General features: G+C 66.6%; 22 protein-coding genes. 10 read left to right on the top strand and 12 right to left on the bottom strand.

Going from position 1 to position 22,278, the window contains the following annotated elements:
* From ccmB to napE, 7 genes are read right to left on the bottom strand one after another with little or no spacing between them, the layout of a single operon-like run.
* A complete protein-coding gene (gene ccmB, locus QTI24_RS15995; protein WP_503011264.1) occupies window positions 1-666 on the bottom strand; it encodes a heme exporter protein CcmB in 666 nt (221 codons plus the stop codon).
* The gene (ccmA, locus tag QTI24_RS15990; protein WP_286601697.1) at window positions 632-1,297 is read right to left on the bottom strand and encodes a cytochrome c biogenesis heme-transporting ATPase CcmA; all 666 of its coding nucleotides are present in this window, start codon (window positions 1,295-1,297) and stop codon (window positions 632-634) included. Before ccmA ends, ccmB begins: the two co-directional genes overlap by 35 nt.
* A gap of 4 nt (window positions 1,298-1,301) precedes the next feature.
* Window positions 1,302-1,979 (bottom strand): cytochrome c3 family protein, encoded by a 678-nt coding sequence (locus tag QTI24_RS15985; RefSeq protein WP_286601696.1) that lies wholly within the window; start codon window positions 1,977-1,979, stop codon window positions 1,302-1,304.
* An 18-nt stretch (window positions 1,980-1,997) separates the two neighbouring features.
* Window positions 1,998-2,471, bottom strand: a complete 474-nt coding sequence (locus tag QTI24_RS15980; RefSeq protein ID WP_286601695.1) for a nitrate reductase cytochrome c-type subunit — start codon at window positions 2,469-2,471, stop codon at window positions 1,998-2,000.
* Between the two features lie 19 nt (window positions 2,472-2,490).
* Complete coding sequence (gene napA, locus QTI24_RS15975) at window positions 2,491-4,980, bottom strand: periplasmic nitrate reductase subunit alpha (protein ID WP_286601694.1); 2,490 nt, start codon at window positions 4,978-4,980, stop codon at window positions 2,491-2,493.
* The gene (locus QTI24_RS15970) at window positions 4,970-5,248 is read right to left on the bottom strand and encodes a chaperone NapD (RefSeq protein ID WP_286601693.1); all 279 of its coding nucleotides are present in this window, start codon (window positions 5,246-5,248) and stop codon (window positions 4,970-4,972) included. The genes napA and QTI24_RS15970 overlap by 11 nt, the downstream gene beginning before the upstream one ends.
* 49 nt (window positions 5,249-5,297) lie before the next feature.
* Complete coding sequence (gene napE, locus QTI24_RS15965; protein WP_286569757.1) at window positions 5,298-5,465, bottom strand: periplasmic nitrate reductase, NapE protein; 168 nt, start codon at window positions 5,463-5,465, stop codon at window positions 5,298-5,300.
* A gap of 130 nt (window positions 5,466-5,595) precedes the next feature.
* Here napE and QTI24_RS15960 point away from each other — a divergent pair, with 130 nt between their 5' ends.
* Window positions 5,596-6,642: a serine/threonine protein kinase gene (locus QTI24_RS15960; protein ID WP_286601692.1), complete on the top strand. Its 1,047-nt coding sequence runs from the start codon at window positions 5,596-5,598 to the stop codon at window positions 6,640-6,642.
* Here QTI24_RS15960 and QTI24_RS15955 read toward each other — a convergent pair.
* Window positions 6,639-7,529 (bottom strand): LysR family transcriptional regulator, encoded by an 891-nt coding sequence (locus QTI24_RS15955; protein ID WP_286601690.1) that lies wholly within the window; start codon window positions 7,527-7,529, stop codon window positions 6,639-6,641. The two genes, QTI24_RS15960 and QTI24_RS15955, sit on opposite strands and share 4 nt — an antisense overlap.
* A gap of 113 nt (window positions 7,530-7,642) precedes the next feature.
* Between QTI24_RS15955 and QTI24_RS15950 the strand changes: the two genes are divergently transcribed.
* Genes QTI24_RS15950 through QTI24_RS15940 form a run of 3 tightly spaced genes read left to right on the top strand, consistent with a single transcriptional unit; the run spans window position 7,643 to window position 11,561 of the window.
* Complete coding sequence (locus tag QTI24_RS15950; RefSeq protein ID WP_286601689.1) at window positions 7,643-9,370, top strand: acyl-CoA dehydrogenase family protein; 1,728 nt, start codon at window positions 7,643-7,645, stop codon at window positions 9,368-9,370.
* Between the two features lie 45 nt (window positions 9,371-9,415).
* Window positions 9,416-10,402, top strand: a complete 987-nt coding sequence (locus QTI24_RS15945; protein WP_286601688.1) for a Bug family tripartite tricarboxylate transporter substrate binding protein — start codon at window positions 9,416-9,418, stop codon at window positions 10,400-10,402.
* A gap of 22 nt (window positions 10,403-10,424) precedes the next feature.
* The gene (locus tag QTI24_RS15940; protein ID WP_286601687.1) at window positions 10,425-11,561 is read left to right on the top strand and encodes a CaiB/BaiF CoA transferase family protein; all 1,137 of its coding nucleotides are present in this window, start codon (window positions 10,425-10,427) and stop codon (window positions 11,559-11,561) included.
* 24 nt (window positions 11,562-11,585) lie between these two features.
* On the opposite strand, the gene QTI24_RS15935 is transcribed toward QTI24_RS15940, so the two are convergent.
* The 4 genes from QTI24_RS15935 to htpG all read right to left on the bottom strand — a co-directional run bounded on the left by QTI24_RS15935 (window position 11,586) and on the right by htpG (window position 16,760).
* Window positions 11,586-13,088, bottom strand: a complete 1,503-nt coding sequence (locus QTI24_RS15935) for a tripartite tricarboxylate transporter permease (protein WP_286601686.1) — start codon at window positions 13,086-13,088, stop codon at window positions 11,586-11,588.
* Between the two features lie 6 nt (window positions 13,089-13,094).
* Window positions 13,095-13,568, bottom strand: coding sequence for a tripartite tricarboxylate transporter TctB family protein (locus QTI24_RS15930; RefSeq protein ID WP_286601685.1), 474 nt, complete (start codon window positions 13,566-13,568; stop codon window positions 13,095-13,097).
* Between the two features lie 31 nt (window positions 13,569-13,599).
* Window positions 13,600-14,592 carry a tripartite tricarboxylate transporter substrate binding protein gene (locus QTI24_RS15925; protein ID WP_286601684.1) on the bottom strand — a complete coding sequence of 331 codons (993 nt, stop codon included), beginning with the start codon at window positions 14,590-14,592 and terminating at the stop codon, window positions 13,600-13,602.
* Window positions 14,593-14,717: 125 nt separating this feature from the next.
* The gene (htpG, locus tag QTI24_RS15920; RefSeq protein WP_286601682.1) at window positions 14,718-16,760 is read right to left on the bottom strand and encodes a molecular chaperone HtpG; all 2,043 of its coding nucleotides are present in this window, start codon (window positions 16,758-16,760) and stop codon (window positions 14,718-14,720) included.
* A 277-nt stretch (window positions 16,761-17,037) separates the two neighbouring features.
* Between htpG and QTI24_RS15915 the strand changes: the two genes are divergently transcribed.
* From QTI24_RS15915 to QTI24_RS15890, 6 genes are all read left to right on the top strand, one after another.
* Window positions 17,038-17,679 carry a hypothetical protein gene (locus QTI24_RS15915; RefSeq protein WP_286601681.1) on the top strand — a complete coding sequence of 214 codons (642 nt, stop codon included), beginning with the start codon at window positions 17,038-17,040 and terminating at the stop codon, window positions 17,677-17,679.
* 88 nt (window positions 17,680-17,767) lie between these two features.
* A complete protein-coding gene (locus QTI24_RS15910) occupies window positions 17,768-18,427 on the top strand; it encodes a hypothetical protein (RefSeq protein WP_286601679.1) in 660 nt (219 codons plus the stop codon).
* Between the two features lie 20 nt (window positions 18,428-18,447).
* Window positions 18,448-18,897, top strand: coding sequence for a hypothetical protein (locus QTI24_RS15905; protein WP_286601678.1), 450 nt, complete (start codon window positions 18,448-18,450; stop codon window positions 18,895-18,897).
* A complete protein-coding gene (locus QTI24_RS15900) occupies window positions 18,897-19,718 on the top strand; it encodes a COG1470 family protein (RefSeq protein WP_286601677.1) in 822 nt (273 codons plus the stop codon). Before QTI24_RS15905 ends, QTI24_RS15900 begins: the two co-directional genes overlap by 1 nt.
* Window positions 19,719-19,762: 44 nt before the next feature.
* Entirely contained in the window at window positions 19,763-21,829 is a 2,067-nt protein-coding gene (locus QTI24_RS15895; RefSeq protein WP_286601676.1) for an SdrD B-like domain-containing protein, read from the top strand.
* A gap of 167 nt (window positions 21,830-21,996) precedes the next feature.
* On the top strand, window positions 21,997-22,275 hold the full coding sequence (locus QTI24_RS15890) for a hypothetical protein (RefSeq protein WP_286601675.1): 279 nt from the start codon (window positions 21,997-21,999) through the stop codon (window positions 22,273-22,275).
* The last annotated feature ends 3 nt before the right edge of the window (window positions 22,276-22,278 follow it).

Genomic DNA, 22,278 nt, shown 5'->3' with positions numbered 1-22,278 from the left:
TCATTCCACCGCCAGGCGCAAGGCCGCGCCCACTGCCCAGGGACACAGGCATGCCGCCACCAGCAGGCAGGCGCCGAGGAGCGACAGGTGCGGGTTCACCGGCAGCCCCTGGTTGCTTGCCACCACCGCGCCGCTGCCGAAGATCAACACCGGCACGCACAGCGGCAGCACGATCAGCGCCAGCAGCACATTCCCGCGCAGGCCGAGTGTGAGCGCGGCACCGAGCGCGCCCAGCAGCACCAGCGTCGGCGTGCCCAGCAGCAGCGACAGCAGCAGCACGCCAATCGCCTGCGCCGGCAGCCCGAACTGCAGCCCCATCAGCGGCGCGACGGCCACCAGCGGCAGGCAGGTGATGAGCCAATGCGCCGCGACCTTGGCGTAGACGATGCCTGTGAGCGAACGTGGCGACAGCAGCAACTGTTCGAGCGCGCCGTCCTCCAGGTCGGGCAGAAAAAGCCGATGCAGCGAGATCATCACCGCGAGCAGCGCCGCGACCCACACGACGCCGGGACCGATGGCCGCCAGCAGCGCCGCATCGGGCCCGACGGCCAGGGGGAAGACACTGCCCACGACGATGAAGAACAGCAGCGCGCTGAGCGCGTCCATCGGCCGGCGCGACGCCGTGCGGACCTCACGGCCGATGATCGGTAGGGCGGCAGTCAGCATCGCTCAGCCTGTTCATGTCCAGCGTGCGCGCGCAAGGGCCGTCATGGCCGATGTCGCGATGGGTCGTTACCACGGCCATGCCGCCGCGGCGGACGTGATCGGCCAGGTAAGCATCGAAGCTCTCTTCGCCTTCGGCGTCCAGGCCCGCACAGGGCTCGTCGAGCAGCCACAACGGTCGTTGGCTCAGGAGCACGCGCGCCAGGCTCAGTCGACGCTGCTGGCCCTGCGAGAGATGGCGCAGCCGCTCATCCTCGCGTTCCGCGAGCTGCAGCTTCTGCAGCACGTCGCGGCACGCCGCATCGCCGCTCGCGCTGCCGGCGACGTGCAGCGAGAAGCGCAGGTTCTCGAGCACCGTGAGTTCGCCGCTCATGCCGCCTGCGTGTCCCATGTAGGCCACCTCCCTGGCGAAGCCGGCGTCATGTGCGCCGACGCGCCGGCTGCGCCAGTGCACGTCGCCCCCGGTCGGTTGCAACAGGCCGCACAGCAAGCGCAGCAGGCTGCTCTTGCCGCTGCCGTTCGATCCGCGCACCTGCACCACGTCGCCGGGGGCGGCGTCGAATGTGACGCCGGCGAACACGCGCCGTCCACCGCGCGCGCATGCCAGGTCGCGAACGCAAAGACCGTCGTGCAAGACCTCAGCCACCCGCTTTGGCGCCGCCCGGCGCCCCGCCGGCGGGCGCCATTGCTTCGTCGCCTTCCTTGGGAACGACCTGTCCCGGCGTGTCGGTCGGCGCCTGGCCCGGCGGGATGTGGGGCAGCCTGTGGGCGATGCCCTTGTGGCAGTCGATGCAGGTCTTCTCCTTGTTCGCCAGGAAGGTCATGTGCATGTTCTGCGCACGCACGCTCTGGCGCGTGAAATCCATGTATTCGTAGTTGTGGCAATTGCGGCATTCGAGCGAGTCGTTGGCCTTGAAGCGTGCCCACTCGTTCTGGGCCAGCCGAAGACGTTCCGCCCGAAACTTCTCCTGCGTCGAGATGCTGCCGAAAATCTTGCCCCACACCTCCTTGGAGGCCTGCATCTTGCGCGCCATCTTGTCGGTCCAGTTGTGCGGGACATGGCAATCGGAACAGATAGCGCGCACGCCGGAGCGATTGGTGTAGTGGATGGTGGGCTTGAGTTCGGCGAACACGTTGTCGCGCATCTCGTGGCATCCGGTGCAGAACTTCTCGGTGTTGGTGAATTCCATTGCCGTGTTGAAGGCGCCCCAGAAGATGATGCCGCCGATGAAGCCGCCCAGCGTCAGGAACCCAAGGCTGAAATGCACGCTCGGCCTGCGGATGATGGCCCAGTAGCGCTTCAGGAGGTTCATCATGGTGTGGCGTCCCCGCTGCTACTTCTTGTTGGCCTGAGCGGCCTCGGCGGCCCGCTTCGCGACCGTGTCCGCATTCTCGAAGTCGTTGCCCACCAGCGGCTGGACCGGATCCTGCGCCACGTGGCACTGCATGCAGAAATACCTCCGCGTCGAGATCTGCGGCAGGACCTTGCCGCTGCGGTCGATGTAGTGCGTGGGGCTCACGGGAATCGCCTGCGAGAAATCCGTGCGGGTGCGCGCATGGCAGTCGAGGCACTTGTTGAAGTTCTTGTCGATCTGGTAGCCGTCGACGCGGTGCGGGATGGTCGGCGGCTGCATGTCGTAGTTGCGCGGGCGCCGCACGTCATCGTTGATTGCGTTGCCTAGGCGCGGCGGGTCCGTGGGGTCGGGCACCGGCACCGGGCCGCGTGCCGGGTCCAACAGGCCGCCCGACTGGGCCCACGCGAAGGCAGCCAGCAGGCCGAGCAGCGGGAGAAGCTTGCGGGGGGTCATGCCGGTGTCTCTGGATGGCTCAGACCCTGACGATCTTCACCGCGCACTTCTTGAAGTCCGTCTGATAGGAGATGGGGTCGGTCGCATCCAGCGTGACCTTGTTGATCAATTGGCTCGCATCGAACCACGGCACGAACACCAGTCCGCGCGGCGGCTTGTTGCGGCCCCGTGTCTCCACCCGCGTGCGCATGCTTCCGCGCCGCGAGCTGATCTCCACCTCGATGCCGCGCCGCACGCCCAGGGCCCGCGCGTCTTCCGGATGCATGTAGCACACGGCGTTGGGCACGGCCTTGTGAAGCTCGGGCACACGGCGCGTCATCGAACCCGAGTGCCAGTGCTCCAGCACGCGGCCGGTCGACAGCCAGAATGGAAACTCCTTGTCGGGCGCCTCCGGCGGCGGCTCGTAGGGCAGCGCGAAGATCAGCGCCTTGCCATCCGGGTGGCCATAGAACTGGAATCCGGTGCCGGCCTTGACGTACGGGTCCGAGCCTTCGCGATAGCGCCACAAGGTTTCCTTGCCGTTCACCACGGGCCAGCGCAATCCGCGGACCTGGTGATAAGTCTCGAAGGGCGCGAGGTCGTGGCCATGGCCGCGCCCGAAAGTGGCGTACTCCTCGAACAGGCCCTTCTGCACGTAGAAGCCGAAGGCCTTCGCCTCGTCGTTGTCGTAGCCGGCTTCGATCATCGAGTTCGGGAACTTGTCGACCTGCCCGTTGCGGAAGAGCACCTCGAACAAGGTCTTGCCCCGGAGCTCTGGCTTCTTGGCAATCAGGTCTTCGGGCCACACTTCCTCGACCTTGAAGCGCTTCGAGAACTCCATCAGCTGCCAGAGGTCGGACCGCGCCTCGCCGGGCGCGCTGACCAGCTGGTGCCAGAACTGCGTGCGGCGCTCGGCATTGCCGTAGGCGCCTTCCTTCTCGACCCACATCGCCGCCGGCAGGATCAGGTCGGCGCTCAGCGCGGTGACGGTCGGGTACACATCCGACACCACGATGAAGTTGTCGGGGTTGCGGTAGCCCGGGTAGCCTTCCTCCTTCAGGTTGGCGGCGGCCTGCATGTTGTTGTTGACCATCACCCAGTAGGCGTTGAGCTTGCCGTCCTTCAGCATGCGGTTCTGCAGCACCGCATGGAAGCCGGGCTTGTCAGGGATGGTGCCTTCGGGCAGCTTCCAGATGTGCTCCGCCTCGGCCCGGTGCTTCGGATTGGTCACCACCATGTCGGCCGGCAACCGGTGGGAGAAGGTGCCAACCTCGCGCGCGGTGCCACAGGCCGATGGCTGGCCGGTCAGCGAGAAGGGGCTGTTGCCGGGCGTTGCGATCTTGCCGGTGAGCAGATGGATGTTGTAGACCATGTTGTTGCACCACACACCGCGGGTGTGCTGGTTGAACCCCATGGTCCAGAAGGACATCACCTTGACCTTCGGGTCGGCGTACATCTCGGCCAGCGCCTGCAGGCGGTTGCGCGGCACGCCACTGAGCCTGGCGGTGTAGTCGAGGTCGTAGGTGGAGACGAACTTCGCGAACTCGTCGAAGGTCATCGGCTTCGAGCCGCCCGCATCGCCGGCGTTCTTGGCAGCCTTCTGCAGCGGATGCTCCGGCCGCAGTCCATAGCCGATATCGGCGTTGCCCAGCCGGAACGAGGTGTGCTTGTCGACGAAATCGCGGTTCACACGGTTCGTCGTGATGATGTGGTGGGCGATGTAGTTCAGGATCGCCAGGTCGGTTTGCGGCGTGAACGTGAGCTCGATGTCCGCCAGCTCGTAGGAGCGGTGTTCGAAGGTCGAAAGCACCGCCACCTGGACGTTGCGCCCGCTCAGCCGCCGGTCGGTCACGCGGGTCCACAGAATGGGATGCATCTCAGCCATGTTCGCGCCCCACAGCACGAAGGCATCGGCCGCCTCGATGTCGTCGTAGACGCCCATGGGCTCGTCAGCCCCGAAAGTCCGCATGAACCCCACGGCCGCCGACGCCATGCAGTGCCGCGCGTTGGGGTCGAGATTGTTCGAGCGAAAGCCGGCCTTCATGAGCTTGAGCCCGGCATAGCCCTCCCAGATGGTCCATTGGCCCGAACCGAACATGCCCACCGCTGTCGGTCCCTTTTCCTTGAGCACCCGCTTGAACTGCGCGGCCATGACATCGAAGGCCTGGTCCCACGAGACGCGTGTGAACTCGCCGTCCTTCGCGTACTGGCCGTTCTTCATGCGCAGCAAGGGCGTCAGCAGGCGATCGTCCCCATACATGATCTTGGACAGAAAGTAGCCCTTGACGCAGTTGAGGCCGCGATTGACCTCCGCCTCGGGATCGCCGTGCGTGGCGACCACGCGGTTGTCCTTGACGGCCACCGTCACGCCGCAGCCCGTGCCGCAGAAGCGGCATGGCGCCTTGGACCACTTGAGGCCGGCAGCGTCGGGAGCGACCGCCTGCGCAATCCCCGTCAGCGGAATGCCGGCCACAGCGCCCGCGGTGGCCGCTGCCGTTTGGCGGATGAAGTCCCTCCTGTCAATGGGCATCGGGGATCTCCTCGTTCATCGCTTCCACGGTGTCCGCGTACTGGTACACCAGCGCGGCGGAAAGGACACCTTCGGTGCGCTGGATCGCATTCACCCGGGAAAGCATCTCGTCGGCGCTGTCGGCATCCAGCGTGACGACCAGCTTGCCGTTGGGCGAGCTGCCGAACACCCGTGCGCCGGGCATCAGGGCGATGGCGTCCTCGACACGCTGCAGGCGCTTCGGGGTGGCATGCACGACCAGACTGCTGATGTGTACTTCCTCGGACACTTTGGCTTCCTTCTTGAAAGGTGGCTGATGTGCTGCGCGGGATGTAGCGTCAGCCTCGACTGCCGGGTGGCCCCGCAAGGAGAAGCTGATACATCCAGACAAGAAAGCCGTAGCCCGCGACGATGATGCCCGCGAGCACCGGCGCCATGACCACGGAAAGGAACAGGAAGCTGCGCAGTTCCTGTGCCTTCGTGAAAGGGCCATTCGGTTGTTCCACAGGTCTCCTCCATGGTGGGCTGCGCAAGAATGCCGGGCCAGGAACCGAGAAAGTCGAATTCATTCTTCTCCGAAGCCCTGGCAGTGTCAATTTGCCCAAAGGTGCAACGGCCAGCGCCGACAATGTCGCCGTGGCCCCTTCAACTACCCCTCCTCCCGATGCGGCTTCGGCCGGTCATCCCTACGAAACCCTGACGCCCGACGTCGTGCTCGATGCGCTCGCAACGCTCGGCCTGCACGGCGACGGCCGGTTGACCGCGCTGAACTCCTACGAGAATCGCGTCTACCAGGTCTACCTGGAAGACCGCAGCGCAGTGGTCGTCAAGTTCTACCGGCCCGGGCGCTGGTCCGATGAAGACATCCTCGAGGAACACGGCTTCTCGCTCGAGCTCGCCGCCGCCGAAGTGCCTGCGGTGGCGCCGATCGCGGTCGATGGCGAGACGTTGCACCGCCATGGCGGCTTCGCATTCAGCGTGAGTCCCTACCGTGGCGGACGCGCGCCGGAGCTGGACGATTTCGAGGTGCTCGAATGGGTCGGGCGCTTTCTCGCGCGCATCCACGCGGTCGGGGCACGAAAGCCCTTCGCATCGCGGCCGGCGCTGGACCTGCAGACCTTCGGCATCGCATCGCGCGACTGGCTGCTGGGCCACGACATGGTGCCGCTCGACGTGCAGCGCGAATGGGAAACAGCCTGCAACGCCGCCTTCGAGAAGATCTCGACCACTGCGCTCGGCACCAACTCGCAGGCTGCGGACCCGGCCCTGAAGAAGCTGCGACTGCACGGCGACGTGCATCCCGGCAACATCCTCTGGACGCCGACCGACCGGCCCGACGGCGGCCCGCACTTCGTCGATCTCGACGACACACGCACCGGCTTCGCCGTGCAGGATCTCTGGATGCTGCTGTCCGGCGACCGCGCGCAGCGCACCACCCAATTGAGCGGGCTGCTCGACGGCTACGAACAGTTCCGCGACTTCGACCGGCGCGAGCTCGCACTGATCGAGCCGCTGCGCACCCTGCGCCTCATCCACTACAGCGCATGGCTGGCGCGGCGCTGGGAAGACCCGATCTTTCCGATCAACTTCCCGTGGTTCGGATCGAGCGACTACTGGAAGGGGCAGATCCAGATGCTGCAGGACCAGTGCGAGTCGATGGAAGAAGAGCCCCTCTACGCCTAGGCCGCCGCGGACGGGTCGACCTGCATCGCACGCAGGAAGCCCTGCACCACGGCATTCTCCGGCCCGTCGCGCCACACGCAGAACGCTTCGGACCGCGCGACCTCTTCCTCCAGCGGCCTGAACACCGCGCCACGCAGCGCCGTGTGCCGCATTGCGCTCGGCACCAGCGCCACGCCCATGCCCTGCGAGACCAGCGACACCACCGACAGCCAGTGCCGCACCTCGTGGCGGACCTCGGGCCGGAAGCCGGCCTGCGCGCAGATGGACAGGATGCGCTCGTGATAGTCAGGCGAAACGCTGCGCGAGAACAGGACGAAGGGCTCGTCGCGCAGGCTCGCGGTGGACACCGTGCGCCGCCGCGCCAGCCGGTGATCGACCGGGAGACAGGCCACGAAAGGTTCCGACACCAGCAGCACGTGCCGCAGCTCCGCCGGCATGCGGCTGGTGTGCACGAAGCCGAGATCCAGCCGGTCGTGCAGCAACTCGACGATCTGCTCCCCCGAATTGAGCTCGACCATCGTGACCCGAACCGCCGGGTGCTTCGCCTGGAACTTGCGCAGCGCCGGCGGCAGTCCGCGGTAGAGCATCGCGCCGACGAAGCCGATGCGCAGCCGCCCGGCCGAGCCCAGTGACACGTCACGCGCCTGCAGCGCGGCCTCCTCGGCCTGACGCAGCAAGACGGTGGCCGAGGCCTGCAACGCTTCGCCGGCCGGCGTGAGGCGCACCTCCTTGCTGTTGCGGTCGAACAGGCGCGCGCCCACGGCCTCTTCCAGCTGCCGGATCGCGACGCTCAGCGGAGGCTGGGAGATCGCGAGCCGTCGCGCCGCGCGGCCGAAGTGAAGCTCTTTCGCCAGCACGACGAAATAGCGCAGATGTCGAAGTTCCATTCGTTCCATGCGGCGCAGTTTTTCACAATAGGCAAATCAGATCAATCGAGACCAATCTGATATTGGACAGAAATCGTCGAACGCTCAAAGATGACGGCCCAAGGAGACAGGCCATGAGCACCCGCACCGCAGCACCGACCGGAAACACCACCGCCCACCCCGTGCCCGACCGCCACGGGCAGAACCTCTTCACCACCGACACCGAGCTGCACAAGCTGCTCGCGCTGTACCTCCCGCCCGAGTTGCTGCAGCACATGCAGCCACACTTCGAGCGGCTCGGCGCGCTGGCCGGCGGCCGGCTCGACGAGCTGGCGCAAGTGGCGGACCACAACCCGCCCACCCTGCAGCTGCGCACGCGCACCGGCATCGACGACCAGAAGGTCATCAAGCATGCGGCCTACGTCGAGATGGAGCGCCTGGCGCTGAGCGAGTTCGGTCTGGCCGCGATGTCGCACCGCGAAGAGACGCTGGGCTGGAAAGGCAAGATGCCGCCGCTGGTCAAGTACGTGCTGACCTATCTCTTCGTGCAGGCCGAGTTCGGGCTGTGCTGCCCGGTCTCGATGACCGATTCGCTGGCCCGCACGCTCAAGAAGTTCGGCAGCCCTGAACTGGTCGAGCGCTTCCTCCCGCGCTTCCAGTCGCTGGACTTCGACACGCTGGCGCAGGGCGCGATGTTCATGACCGAGCAGGCCGCCGGCTCCGACATTGCCGCGACCGTCACGCGCGCCTGGCAGGACGAAGCCGGGCAGTGGCGCCTGAGCGGCGACAAGTGGTTCTGCTCCAACCCCGACGCCGATTTCGCGATGGTGCTCGCACGTGCCGACGACGCGCCGGCCGGCATGAAGGGCGTGTCGCTGTTCCTGCTGCCGAAGCGGCTCGACGATGGCAGCGCCAACCACTACCGGATCCTGCGTCTCAAGGACAAGATGGGCACGCGTTCGATGGCCAGCGGCGAGATCCGCCTCGAAGGCGCGGTGGCCTACCTGGTCGGCGAGGCGGGCCGGGGCTTCCAGCAGATGGCAGACATGGTCAACAACTCGCGCCTGTCGAACGGCGTGCGCGCCGCCGGCCTGATGCGCCGTGCCGTGGCGGAGGCCGAATACATCGCGAGCGAACGCCGCGCCTTCGGCAAGCGCCTCGCGGACATGCCGCTGATGCAGCGACAGCTGACCAAGCTGCGGCTGCCGGCCGAGCAAGCGCGCACGATGGTGTTCCAGACCGCGCTGGCGCTCGCGCGCTCCGACGGCGGCGACAAGACCGCCTACCCCCTGCTGCGCATCCTCACGCCGCTGATCAAGTTCCGCGCCTGCCGCGACGCCCGCAAGGTGACGGGCGATGCGATGGAAGTGCGCGGCGGTTGCGGCTACATCGAGGAATGGGCCGATCCGCGACTGGTGCGCGATGCGCATCTGGGCTCGATCTGGGAAGGCACCAGCAACATCGTCGCGCTCGACGTGCTGCGCGCCGTCAAGCGGGAGAACTCGCTGCCCGCGCTGCAGGACCATTTCTCCATGCTGCTGGACCAGACCGTGGTGGCGCCGGCATTCGCTGCCGCACTGCGCGATGCGCTGGTGCGCGCAGCCGCGCTGGCCGACCGCGCTTCGCAAGACGGCGGCGAGCCGATGGCACGCCAGGCCGCGTCGGCGCTGTATCACACCTGCAGTGCGATCGCGATGGCCTGGGAAGGTTCGCGCGCCGGCTCGGCGCAGCGCATCCAGTGGGCGCAGCTGGTGCTGCTGCATCGCGTGCTGCCGCGCGATCCGCTGAACGCGGACGGCGTGCCCGAGTCCTGGAACACCGACATCGCTGCGGCGCCGGCCAAGGTGGCCGTGGTGGCCTGAAGCCCGGCGGATCCATCACAAGAGACACACATCAAGGAGACAACCATGAAACTGCTCAAGACCTTTGCCCTTGCCGCCTGCGTCGCGGCCATGCCTGCGCTGCCCGTCGTGTCGACGGCCCACGCGCAGACGTTCCCGACCAAGCCGGTGACGCTGGTCGTGCCGTTTCCGCCGGGCGGCCCCACCGACGCGATGGCGCGCACGCTCGCGGCCGAGATCAAGGACCACCTGGGCCAGCCCATGATCGTGGAGAACCGCGCCGGCGCCGGCGGCAACATCGGCGCCGACTACGTGGCGCGCGCCGAGGCCGACGGCCACACGCTGCTGTTCGGTACCTCCGGACCGCTGGCGATCAACGCCAGTCTCTATCGCAAGATCAACTACGACCCGGTGAAGAGCTTCACGCCGGTGATCCAGATCGGCCACCTGCCCAACATCCTGGTCGTGAACCCCGCCGTGCCGGCGAAGGATGTGCGCGAGCTCATCGCCTATGCCAAGGCCCACCCGGGCAAGCTGAGCTACGCGTCGTCGGGCAACGGCGCCTCCTCGCACCTGGCGGGCGTGCTCTTCAACGGCATCGCCGGCACCGACCTGCAGCACGTCCCGTACAAGGGCACCGGCCCGGCGCTCAACGACTTGCTGGGCGGCCAGGTGTCGATGAGCTTCACGGACGTGCTGACCGCGCTGCCGTACGTCAAGGCAGGCAAGCTGCGCGCGCTCGGCATCGCCACGGCCCAGCGCTCGCAGGCACTGCCCGACCTCCCGACGCTGGCCGAGCAGGGCGTCACGGGCTACGACGTCAGCGTGTTCTTCGGCATCGTGGCACCGGCTGGCACGCCGCCGGCCACGGTCGCGAAGCTCAACAAGGCCTTCGCGGACGCGCTCGCCACGCCCAAGGTCAAGCAGTTGTTCGCCTCGCAGGGCCTGGAGCCGGCGCCTTCGAGCACGCCCGAACAGCTGGGCAAGTACATCGGAGCGCAGGTGACGAAATGGTCATCCGTCGTCAAGCAGTCCGGCGCGCAGCTGGACTGAACAAGCTCGTAGAAAGATCATCATGACCCCGACTGCCAAGACCGGCGCACTGGCCGGCATCCGCGTGCTCGACATCTCGCGCATCCTCGGCGGCCCCTACTGCGGCCAGATCCTCGGCGACCACGGCGCCGACGTGCTCAAGGTCGAGCCGCCGCAGGGCGACGACACACGCACCTGGGGGCCACCCTTCAAGGAAGGTGTGGCCTCCTACTACCACGGGCTCAACCGCAACAAGCGCACCATGGCGCTCGACCTCGGAAGCGCCGAGGGGCGCGACGCGCTGCTGAAACTGGTGGCCGAGGCGGACGTGCTGATCGAGAACTTCAAGACCGGCACCATGGAGCGGTGGGGCATCGGCTACGACGAACTCTCAAGCCGCTTTCCGCGCCTGATCTGGTGCCGCGTCTCGGGCTTCGGCGCCGATGGCCCGCTCGGCGCCCTGCCAGGCTACGACGCCGCCGTGCAGGCGATGACCGGGATCATGAGCATCAACGGCGAGGCCGATGGCGGCCCATTGCGCGTGGGCTTGCCGGTGGTCGACATGGTCACCGGCCTCAACGCGACGATCGGCGTGCTGCTCGCGCTGCAGGAGCGCACGCGCAGCGGCCAGGGCCAGTTCATCGAGGCGGCGCTGTACGACAGCGGCCTTTCACTGCTGCACCCGCATGCGGCGAACTGGTTCATGGATGGCGCGATGCCCCGGCGCACCGGCAATGCGCATCCCAATATCTACCCCTACGACGCACTCGCGACCCGCACGGACCCCATCTTCGTCGCGGTTGGCAACGACCGGCAGTTCGCCAGCTTCTGTGCCTGCATCGGACTGCCGGCGCTCGCGGACGATCCGCTCTACCGCACCGCCGGCGCGCGCTCGATTCACCGCGAAGGGCTCAAGCAGCGGCTCGAAGCCGCACTGGCGGACTTCGATGGCCGCACGCTGGTCGAGACGCTGATGGCTGCCGGCGTACCCGCCGCGCCAGTGCTGTCGGTGGACGCGGCGCTGGAGCATCCGCACACGGCCCACCGCGGCATGGTGGTCGAGCTGGAGGGCGGTTATCGCGGCGTGGCATCGCCTATCAAGCTCAGCCGCACGCCGGCGAGCTACCGCCATGTGCCGCTGACGCCGGGCGATCGCTTCGTCGACTCCGACGCCTCCTGATCGCGCCCGCGCGCCGCCGACGGCCTATGAACCGGCCGCCGCGGCCCCCCGCGATCTCAGCAGGCGGCGCAGCAAGGGCACCACCCAGACCAGCACCGAGACAACGGCCAAGGAGGCAGCGATCGGCCGCGTCACGAAGCTCATCAGGTTGCCGTCGGACTTGATCATGGAGGTGATGAAGTTCTCCTCCAGCATGCCGCCGAGCACCACACCGAGGATGGCCGGCGCGATGGGGAACCCGTTTTCCTCGAGCAGGTAGGCCACCACCCCCGCCGCGAGCATGACGCCGACGTCGAACAGCGAATTGTTGATGGCGAAGGTGCCGACGATGCAGAACAGCAGGATCAGCGGCATCAGCACATTGCGCGGCACGCGAAGAATGCGCTTGGCCACCTTGATGCACAGGATGCCCAGCGGAATCATGATGATGTTCGCGATGACGAACAGCATGAACACCGCATAGATGTTCTGCGGATTGGTGGTGAACAGCGTCGGTCCGGGATTCAGGTTCTTCATGTAGAGCACACCGATCACGATGGCCGTGATCGAGTCGCCCGGAATGCCGAACACGAGCGCCGGAATCCAGGCGCCGGCCAGGGCGCTGTTGTTCGCAGAGCCGGATTCGACGATGCCCTCGACGTGGCCGGTGCCGAACTTCTCCGGCTCTTTCGAGAACTTCTTGCTCATCGCGTACGACATCCATGCCGCGATGTCGGCGCCCGCGCCCGGCAACGCGCCCACCAGCGTGCCGAGCGAGCTGCCACGCAGGATCTGCACGGGGTACTTCTTCGCCAGCGCCCACTGGCCCTTCAGCACGCTCCCCACCTTCTCGACCGCCAGTTCGGCGGGCGGCAGGGTGTCGACCGCGTACCGGATGACCTCCGAGATCGCGAACATGCCGATCATCATCGGGATCATCCCGATGCCGCCCGTCATCTCGGTGTTGCCGAAGGTGAAGCGCGGAAAGCCCGCCGGGTTGCCGAGTCCTACGCAGGCGACGAGCAGGCCCAGCATCAGTGTCACAACGCCCTTGAGCGGCCGGTCGGAAGAGATGAACACCGCGCAGGTGAGCCCCAGCAGCACCAGCCAGAAGTACTCGAAGGAACTGAAGTGAAGCGCGAAGTCGGCCAACGCCGGCGACGCGAGGATCAGCACCGCGGTGCCGAAGAGCCCGCCAACCGCCGAGAACACCAGTCCGGCGCCGAGCGCGACTTCGGCCTGGCCTTTGCGCGTCATCGCAAAGGCTTCGTCGGTGTAGGCGGCCGAGGCCGGGGTGCCGGGAATGCGCAGCAGGCAGCCCGGGATGTCGCCCGAGAAGATTGCCATCGCGGTCGCAGTCACCATCGCAGCGATGGCCGGGATCGGCGCCATGAAGAAGGTGATCGGCACGAGCAGCGCCACCGCCATGGTGGCCGACAGGCCCGGCACGGCACCGACGAAGAGCCCGTACAGCGAGGCGATCACCATCACCATGAGGGTGTAAGGCTCGAACACCATCGAGAACGCCTGCGCGAGTGCGGCTGACATCGGCGGCTACCAGGCGTAAGGGGTAAGCACACCCCAGGGAAGAGGGACGCGCAACAGCTTGTAGAACGCGAAATGGATGGCGAGCGATGCAATCAACGCGATCAGCACCGAGCGGCCGGGCGACACGCGCAGGGCCCACATCAGCGCGGCCAGCACGATGGTGGACGTGATGAGGAAGCCGAGCTTTTCCGAGGCCAGGATGTAGAAGACGACGCCGGCGATCACCGTGCAGAACGCCAGCACGTGGCTGGGCGAGCGCATCCAGGGCCCGGCCTGGACCCAGGGCACCGACGCCCGATCGCGCCAGCCACGCACCAGCAGGATGGCGCCGCAGACGCACAGCACGACGGCGATGAGCCCCGGAAAAAGCGAAGGGCCGACCTGCTGGCCTGGGATCTTGGGGTAACCCTGCACGACCGCCAGGACGGCGATGCCGAGTACCAGCAGCAGGAGGCCGAAGACAGCGTCGTTGAGTTTCATCGCCGAGCGCCCGGCGCCTTGCGTTGCCGCTTCACTTCGCGATGCCGACGGCCTTCATCGTCGCGCCCAGTTCGGCGTCCGACTTGGCCATGAACTTGCCGAAATCCTCTGGGCCTGCGTAGGTCACACCGAAGCCCCGGGACGCCATGAAGTCGGTGTAGTCCTTGCTGGCCGCGACCTTCTTCACCGCCGCACTCAACTTGTCGCGGACGTCGTTGGGGATTCCCTTGGGCGCGACGATGCCGCGCCACGCGGCCATCGTCCAGTCACTGCCGACGGCGGACTTGAGCGTCGGTATGTTGGGGTACAGCGCGGACGGCTTGTCACTCATGATGACAAGGCTCTTGACCTTGCCGGCATCGATCAGCGAGCGCGCCTCCGGCAGCGAGACCGGCGCGATGTCGACGCCGCCCGCCACCATGTCCTGCAGGCCCGGCGCGGCGCCGTTGCTGGGCACCCAGGGCACGGCCGCCGGATCGATCTTCTGGTCGCGCAGCAGGCCGGCGATGGCGAGATGCCAGATGCCGCCCTGCCCCGTACCCGACGCCTTCATCTTGCCGGGGCTGGCCTTGATCGCTGCGAGGAGCTCGGTGATGCTCTTGTAGGGCGCATCGGCGCGCACCTGGACGCCGGCCGGATCGGCGTTGACGAGGCCGATGGGCGTATAGGACGCGCCGGTCAGCTCGGTCAGCCCCTGCCAATGCATCATGCCGATCTCGACCGTGGCAAGGCCGATGGTGTAGCCATCGGGCGCCGCGGAGGCGATGGCCGCATGACCCACCACGCCGCTGCCGCCAGTGCGATTCACCACCGTCACTGGTTGGCCTAGTTCTTTTTCGAGCAGGCTGCCGACGATGCGAGCGGTCGCATCGGTACCGCCACCGGCACCCCATGGAACGATCAAGGTGATCGGCCGAGCCGGGTAGCCTTGCGCCGCCGCGGGCCCTGCCGCGGCGAACACCGCGAGGCCGCCGAGGGCGGCGGCGACATGGATGGCAAAGGAACGACGTGAACGAGCGCGCATGGCCTTGTCTCCTCTTGTTGGGATGCCATGCCTTTTTTCGCACGCTTCGCCCGCGCCGGCACTAGGGCGAACCACCGCTTGCGGCCAGCCTCAGGCTGTGCAAGCAAACGGTCGCGCGCGTTTTCTCAGACTAGGAGCGCGTTCACTCGCCGCACGTAGGCAGCCGGATCTGCCGGCAGGCCGCCCTCGGCCAGCAAGGCCTGGTCGAACAGGATGTTGGCCAGGTCCTCGAAGTGCGCAGAGCCTTCCAGCTTCTTCACCAGCGGATGCTCGGCGTTCACCTCCAGCACGGGTTTCACGTCCGGTGCCGGCTGGCCGGCTTGCTTGAGCATGCGAGCGAGCTGGGTGCTCATGCCGCCGTCCTGCACCACCAGGCAAGCAGGCGAATCGACGAGGCGCGTAGTCACGCGGACGTCCTCTGCCTTGTCCTTGAGAACTTCCTTGAGCCGCTCCAGCAGCGGCTTGAACGACTCGGCCGCTTCCTCGGCCGCCTTCTTCTCGGCTTCGTCCTGCAGCTTGCCGAGATCGACCGCGCCCTTGGCGACGCTTTGCAGCGGGGTGCCGTCGAACTCGGTCAGGTAGTTGAGCGCCCACTCGTCGACGCGGTCGGTCATCAGGAGGACCTCGATGCCCTTCTTCTTGAAGATCTCGAGTTGCGGGCTGTTCCTGGCCGCTGCCGGCGTGTCGGCCGTGATGTAGTAGATCGCATCCTGGCCTTCCTTCATGCGCGACTTGTAGTCGGCGAAGCTCACGCTCACCGTGTCGGTCGTGCTCGAAGCGAAGCGCAGCAGCTTCGCGATGCGATCGCGGTTGCCGAAGTCCTCGCCCAGGCCTTCCTTGAGCACGGCGCCGAACTCGGCGTAGAACTTGGCGTACTTGCCGGATTCGTCGGCGTAGGCGGCGGCAGCTTCGGCGGCCGGCGTGCTGTCGGTGGACTTCTTGTCGACGACGTCGGTCACGCCTTCGGTCGGATCGGGCGTGGGCACGGATTCGCCGGAGCCGACGTCGATCTTGCCTTCGCTGCTCTCGCTGGCAGTCTTCTGCTTCTTCGCGAGGTCTTCCAGCATGCTCAGCACGCGTTTGGTGCTGCCTTCGCGGATGGCCTTCACGTCGCGGCTTTCCTGCAGCAGCTCGCGGCTGACGTTGAGCGGCAGATCGGCGGAGTCGATCACGCCCTTCGCGAAGCGCAGGTAGCTCGGCAGCAGCGCCTCGGCGTCGTCCATGATGAAGACGCGCTTGACGTAGAGCTTGACGCCCGCGCTCTTGTCGCGGTTCCACAGGTCCATCGGCGCCTTGGACGGGATATAGAGCAGCTGCGTGTACTCGGTGTTGCCTTCGACGCGGTTGTGGCTCCAGGCAAGTGGCGCCTCGTAGTCGTGGCTGATGTTCTTGTAGAACTCGACGTACTGGTCTTCAGTGATGTCCTTCTTGGCGCGGCTCCAGAGTGCGTTCGCCTGGTTCACCGGCTCCCATTCGCCGGTCTTCACCATCGCGCCGCCCTTGTTGTCCTCGCCTTCCTTCCACTCTTCCTTCTCCATGAGGATCGGCAGGGAGATGTGATCGGAATACTTGCCGATCACGGACTTGAGCTTCCAGGCGTTCAGGTATTCCTCGCCATCGCCATGCAGATGCAGCGTGACGCTGGTGCCGCGCTGCGGGCGCGTGATGGTGTCGACCTCGAAGTCGCCGGCGCCGGCGCTGACCCAGCGCACGCCTTCTTCGGCCGGCAGGCCTGCGCGGCGCGACTCGACGGTGATCTTGTCGGCCACGATGAAGCCTGAATAGAAGCCCACGCCGAACTGGCCGATGAGCTGCGCGTCGGCCTTCTGGTCGCCCGACAGCTTGCTCATGAACTCCTTGGTGCCGCTCTTCGCGATGGTACCGAGGTTGTCGATGGCTTCCTGCTGGCTCAAGCCGATGCCGTTGTCGGTGATGGTGAGGGTCTTGGCGTCCTGGTCGAAGGACACGCGCACGTCGAGGTTTGGCTGGTCTTCGTACAGCGCGGGCTGGTCGATGGCCTCGAAACGCAGCTTGTCGCAGGCATCCGACGCATTCGAGATCAACTCTCTCAGGAAGATTTCCTTGTTGGAGTAGAGCGAGTGCGTGACGAGGTAGAGCAGTTGCGCGACTTCGGCTTGAAACGGGAGTTTGGTCTTGGAAATGGTCATGGCGCGGGTAGCGATCAAAGTGGAAAACATCGCCTTTGGCGAACAGAAGACTTTACAAGACGCGCACTTCGACGGCCAACGTGAACTACTTCACGAAGGCACCGGCTCCGCGTCGCCATTGGAAGCCGGTTGCAAAGACTTACGTCACGGATACGGTCCCCAAAAGTACTCAATCGGAACTTTCTGAGAACTATTTCCTACGTCGTTTGTAGGCAGCCACCTACAGTCCCGCCACCGAATTCCACTCCTTGCAACTCAACCTTTACCCGGACTCCTCATGAAAAAGCTGCTCTTGATCGCTGTAGTCGCTGGCGCTCTTCCCTTCGCGGCGCAGGCCGAGTCGAACGTTTCGGCCGGCGGCGCCGGCGCCCAAACCGCCACGGCGCGCCTCAACTTCCTCGTGACGGTCCCCAAGGTGCTCTTCCTGCAGGTCGGCGCTGGCACCAGCTATGCCACCAACTCGACGGTGAACAACATCAACTTCGCGGTCCCGGCAGGCAGCGTGGGCAATGGCACCGCGGTCGCAGCGGCGGGCGGCGACCTGGCCGGCGGCAACGGCGTGACCGTCCGGGTGCTCGGCAACACGGGCAATGTCTCGCTCACCAACGCGACCAACGGGCAACTGACCACTGGCTCCGGCCCGACCATTCCGTGGACCGACATCACGGTGACCCCCGGTGCTCTCGCGACGCAGACGCCAGGATTCACCAATTCGGCGATCGCGCACCCGCCCTTCAACAACGGCAACAACGGCGGCAACTCGGCCACTCCGACCACCTTGAACGCCACCGCCGGCCTCGTGCGGCGCGAAGGCAGTTGGACCTTCGCGTATGCCAACACGGCCGCGCTGCCCGCCGGCACCTACGGCAACACCGTGGCCAACCACGGCACGGTGACCTACACCGCTACCGCGCCCTGATCGACGGATGGGCGTCGCGCACGAGCCACCTGCGACACAACAGGCGAAGGCAGGGTTATCCTGCCTTTGCTGTTTCTGAAAGTGCCGATTGAAATCCTCGCCCGAACCGCATCCCCGCTTCCGGCGCCGCTTCGGGTGGATCGCCGTGCTCCAGTTCTTCGGGTTGCCGGCGGCGGATGCGTACACGGTCGGCATCACGCCGGGCACGCGCGCCTTGTTCCTGCAGGTCGGTGCCGGCACGATGACCGGGGGCAGCTTCAATTCGGGCGGCGTGCCGGGAAACAACACGTCTGTCAACACCGCTTCCGTCACGATTCCCGCCGGCCAGCTGGGAATGGGCAATACGCTGCAGATGACCACTAATAGCGCGGTGACCGCCAGCCCCTGGGACAACTTCGCTTTCTGCACGTCGCCGGCTACCACAGGGCAGGTGTACGTGGGCGGTTTCTATCGCGTGCCGGGGTCGAGCGGCGCCGCAGCGACGCTGAGCGTAACGACGCCACCCAACCTGACCAGCAGCAGCGGCGAGACGATTCCCTTCAATCGCATCTCGTGGACCTCCTCTGGCAACAGCGACAACACGCCAACCATTCCGTCCGGAGCGTTTGTCGGCAGCGCGCAGACTCTGCTGTCCGTGGCGCGCAACTCATGGTTCGAAAGCTGCCTGGCCTTCAGCTACCTCAACACCCAGCTCGTCCCGGCCGGCACCTTCACCGGCACCGCGACCTTCACTCTCACGGCGCCATGAAGTTCGCGTCGTCGTTCTGCATGGCCGCCGGACTGCTGGCCTTCGCGGGCGCACCGTCCGCGGACGCCGCCACGACCTACCGGGTGGACGACACAGGCACGGTTTTGAGCCAGCCCGTCACGCCGATGCGATGGCGCCAGTTGGTTCCGGGTCGTGCGGGCGATAACACGGTTGAAGGCAATCTGACCGTCACCCTGCGGCTCAACCTCTCGCCATGGGTCAATCGGCCAGCTCGCATCTACATGTCGCTCGCACCCACCGAAGGCCAGCAAATGATCGCCAGCTGGCGCACCCAGGGCCGCCTGTTGCCGGGTTCGGTGCGCGGCGGCGGCCGCACGCTGGTGTTCGAAGGCATCGTGCGCGACGCGTTCCTGGAGGAGAACATCCTGCTCAGCCTCATGGCCGATGGCCGTGCAGTGGACCGTGCGCAATCCCTGCAGTTTTCTTTCGAGATTGAGGTATCGCCGTGATGCGCCTGGTCGACTTCTTCCTATGCCGCAGCGCTGCAATCCTCGTGTCGTCCGGCATCGGGGCACTGGCGGTCTGCGCCCCGGCCCAGGCGCAGTTCTCGCTCGCCGTCTCGCCGCCGCGCTTCGAACTGTCGGTGAAGCCCGGCGAGCGCGTGCGCGAAGTGCTCGAGCTCACGCACAGCGACTCGCGCGCCGGCGCGTACAAACTCAAGACGGCCGACTGGACCCTCCGCGCCGACGCGTCGGTGGAGTTCAGCGACGAACTGCTGCCGGGCAGTTGCAGGCCATGGGTATCGATCGAGCGGCGCGAACTGAGCATCACGCCCGGACGTCCTTACCGTTTCCGCTTCGAAGTGGCACCGCCGGCCGACACGCCGCCGGTGGAGTGTCGCTTCGCCATCATGATCGAAGGCCAGCAGCCTGCCGCCGCGCCGGGCGTCCCGATCGCGCTGGGCGCCCGCATCGGGGTCATCGTCTATGTCGCCGTAGGCGACGTGGCACCGGTGCTGCAACTAGCAGGGACCTCGGTCCAGACCGTCGATGGCCGCGCCACGCCGGTCGTCCGCATCCGCAACACCGGCACCGCGCACGGTCGCCTCGCCGGCTTCCTGTCGGGCACTGACGCCGGCGGGACGAAGCTGGAGTTGCAGGCGAGCACCACGCCGATCATGCCCGGCGAGACGCGTGACATCGCGCTCTCCGCGACCAAGCCGGGCGACGTCGAAACCGCCATCGCGGTGCGATTTCCGATCACCATCAGCGGCAAGCTGGAGTGGGGGAAGAACGGCTCGATGCCGATTGATCAGCGCTTCTCTCAATGAGGCATTGGCTCGTCAACAGCGCCCTCGGAGCGTGTTGGGCGGGCATGGCCGCGGGCGGCGGCAACGCTTGGGCCCAAGCGGGTCCGGTTGCGAGGCCCGAGGCCGCCACGTACGTCGATCGCGTCCTGGATGAAAGTTCACTGCCCGCGCCCATCGACGAGACCGAGGCGCCGGCCAGCACCGGATGGCCGCGCGGCTGGAGCGCCGAAGCGCAAGCCACGAACCAGAATAGCGGAGGGGTCGACACGAGAAGCCAGTCTTTGCTGCTCAATGGCTTCCTCGACACGCCGAACTACGGCGCCCTGTCGGTCAATGCGAACCTGAATCGCAATCCGGCGCAGGTGAGCGGCTTCAGCCTGGAGGGCTCGACGGGCTTGCCTACGACGCTCGTGCCCTTCAGCTACCGGACCGGCAGCACCTGGCGCATCGACCAGCGCGCCATGCCCCTGGACGGCGGCTGGTACGCCAACAACAGCCTGGGCAGCATCAGCATGGCGAACAGCCCGCTGGCGCGCGGCATAGGCCGGGTCTTCCTGCCCGGCTTGCCGATCGAGGGGGTCGCCGCGAGCATCGAGCAGCCCGGCAGGACCACCCTCAATGCCTCGGCCGGTCGGCTCGGCGTCTTCGACGGCATCTCCTTCCAGGGCTTCACGACCAGCCAGGGCACCGCGGCGAGCGCGGGAGCCCAGACCCAGATCGCGGGCGGCGAGGGCCCCCTGGGACTAGGCCGGACGGACGCGGCGGTGCAGCTCATGGAGGCGCGCGACGTCAACACCAATGGCGTAGCCGGCTTTGCCCAGAACACGCGTTCCGTCTGGACCGCCGCGTCATGGCAGGGCGTCGCGCCATGGGCAGACGCTCTCGGCACCGGCTTCGGCGGTGTCGGCGAAAAGATCGGCGGCCTGCGGGTGCAGGCCAACCTGCTGCAGAGTTCGGGCAGACCTTCAGATTCGACCTCGCTTGCCCCGCGCGATTCGGCCACGGGTGGATGGGTGGATGCGACCTGGCGCACCGAACTCATGCAGCAGTCGGCGTCGATCTTCCGTTTCGATCCCGCCCTGCGCTGGGGTAATGAATCGCTGCCGAACGACATCCAGGGCGCCTCGTGGCGCGGCGACATTTCCACCCGGCAGTGGCAGGTGGGCACCAACATCGAACTGAGCGACAGCGTGAGCGGGCTCGGACGGCGCTCGACCTTCGGTAACGTGTTCGGCCGCTATCGCTTCGATTCTCGGGATGCGGTCTCCAGCACCCTCGCCGCGCGCACCGGCAGCTTCGCCGCCCAATCGGCCCAGGTGACCTGGGAACACAAGTCCGACTGGGGCTACTCGCAATGGCGAACCGACGTGGCGCACGGCACCGACCTGAGGGTGGTGCGCACGGGCGTCGACCACGCGTGGGAAGTCAACGAAGCGCAGACGCTGTCGACCACGCTGGCATTCGAGCAGTCGAGCGACACCTCATTCACGGCGCGCACGGCGCTCTGGGGCGTGCTCGGCACCACGCCGCTGGCCGCGGGCGCCCGGCTCGACCTGAGCGTGCGCGGCAGCAACGGCATCGGCAACAACCCGACGAATTTCCTGAGCGCGAACGTGCGGCTGACCTGGGCGCTCGGCCAGGGCTGGTCGCTCATTGCCCAGTACACCGACGCGCACGGACGTGAGTCCCTCAACCCCGCAGTGGTGTCGGCGCTCACGGCCGCCACGATCCAGCCCGTGCTCCTGGCGCCGTCGACTCGCTCGTTCATGGTGGCCCTGCGTTTCGAAGAGCGCGCCGGCCTTGCCAGCACACCCATCGGCGGTGCACCAGGCGTCGGCTCGGGCCGGCTCGAGGGCCATGTGTTCCTCGACCAGAACAACAACGGCCAGCGCGAAGCCAACGAAGGCGGCGTGCCGGGCGTCACGGTCGTGCTCAATGGCCGCTTCGTCGCCCGCACCGATGCGCAAGGCTTCTACAGCTTCCCGTCGGTGGCGGCCGGCAGCCACGAGATCGAAATCGTCCCCGACAACCTGCCCCTGCCGTGGAGCAATGCGGGTCCTCCCGTGCGCCGCGTCGACGTCTTCGTGCGCGGCACCGCCAGCGCAGACTTCGCCATCCAGCGCGACCGCTGACACCCAATCGCCCGATCCTGGCCTGCCCTACATTTTTGGCTCACACTGCCGATATCCCGAGGTAGGCATCGTCGGGATGCCCACGCCCCAGAACTGGAAGGGTGGAGCTCATGTCGGGAAGGTGCATCGGTGCGGGTCATGGCGTCGACGGACGCAAGGCGAAGGGCATGCTGCTCATGCTGCTGCTCGTGCCATCACTTTGCGCTGCGGAATCCACGCTCGGCTCGACCAGCGCTTCCAGCCATCTCTCGTTCAGGGTCGTGATCCCGCCGGTGTTTCGCGTGCTGCAGGTCACGCCGATGAAGGAGAGCTATCACTACCGCGTCTGGACCAACATGCCATCGATCCTGCTGAACGGCGTCGAGTATCGATTCAAACGTGTCGGCGAGAACCATTTGACGATCCCGGCGCCGCCTGCCGGCGTTTTCGTCGTCCACGGCCTCTGAGCC

The sequence above is a fragment of the Variovorax sp. J22P240 genome (assembly GCF_030316855.1).
Lineage (GTDB): Bacteria > Pseudomonadota > Gammaproteobacteria > Burkholderiales > Burkholderiaceae_C > Variovorax.
This window is presented reverse-complemented; position numbering and strand designations above follow the sequence as displayed.

Coding starts and splice junctions, on each gene's coding strand:
- ccmB (WP_503011264.1), bottom strand. CDS start 666: ATGCTGACTGCCGCCCTACCGATCATCGGCCGTGAGGTCCGCACGGCG.
- QTI24_RS15985 (WP_286601696.1), bottom strand. CDS start 1,979: ATGATGAACCTCCTGAAGCGCTACTGGGCCATCATCCGCAGGCCGAGC.
- QTI24_RS15980 (WP_286601695.1), bottom strand. CDS start 2,471: ATGACCCCCCGCAAGCTTCTCCCGCTGCTCGGCCTGCTGGCTGCCTTC.
- napA (WP_286601694.1), bottom strand. CDS start 4,980: ATGCCCATTGACAGGAGGGACTTCATCCGCCAAACGGCAGCGGCCACC.
- QTI24_RS15955 (WP_286601690.1), bottom strand. CDS start 7,529: ATGGAACTTCGACATCTGCGCTATTTCGTCGTGCTGGCGAAAGAGCTT.
- QTI24_RS15950 (WP_286601689.1), top strand. CDS start 7,643: ATGAGCACCCGCACCGCAGCACCGACCGGAAACACCACCGCCCACCCC.
- QTI24_RS15945 (WP_286601688.1), top strand. CDS start 9,416: ATGAAACTGCTCAAGACCTTTGCCCTTGCCGCCTGCGTCGCGGCCATG.
- QTI24_RS15940 (WP_286601687.1), top strand. CDS start 10,425: ATGACCCCGACTGCCAAGACCGGCGCACTGGCCGGCATCCGCGTGCTC.
- QTI24_RS15935 (WP_286601686.1), bottom strand. CDS start 13,088: ATGTCAGCCGCACTCGCGCAGGCGTTCTCGATGGTGTTCGAGCCTTAC.
- QTI24_RS15930 (WP_286601685.1), bottom strand. CDS start 13,568: ATGAAACTCAACGACGCTGTCTTCGGCCTCCTGCTGCTGGTACTCGGC.
- QTI24_RS15925 (WP_286601684.1), bottom strand. CDS start 14,592: ATGCGCGCTCGTTCACGTCGTTCCTTTGCCATCCATGTCGCCGCCGCC.
- htpG (WP_286601682.1), bottom strand. CDS start 16,760: ATGACCATTTCCAAGACCAAACTCCCGTTTCAAGCCGAAGTCGCGCAA.
- QTI24_RS15915 (WP_286601681.1), top strand. CDS start 17,038: ATGAAAAAGCTGCTCTTGATCGCTGTAGTCGCTGGCGCTCTTCCCTTC.
- QTI24_RS15905 (WP_286601678.1), top strand. CDS start 18,448: ATGGCCGCCGGACTGCTGGCCTTCGCGGGCGCACCGTCCGCGGACGCC.
- QTI24_RS15900 (WP_286601677.1), top strand. CDS start 18,897: ATGCGCCTGGTCGACTTCTTCCTATGCCGCAGCGCTGCAATCCTCGTG.
- QTI24_RS15895 (WP_286601676.1), top strand. CDS start 19,763: ATGGCCGCGGGCGGCGGCAACGCTTGGGCCCAAGCGGGTCCGGTTGCG.
- QTI24_RS15890 (WP_286601675.1), top strand. CDS start 21,997: ATGCTGCTCATGCTGCTGCTCGTGCCATCACTTTGCGCTGCGGAATCC.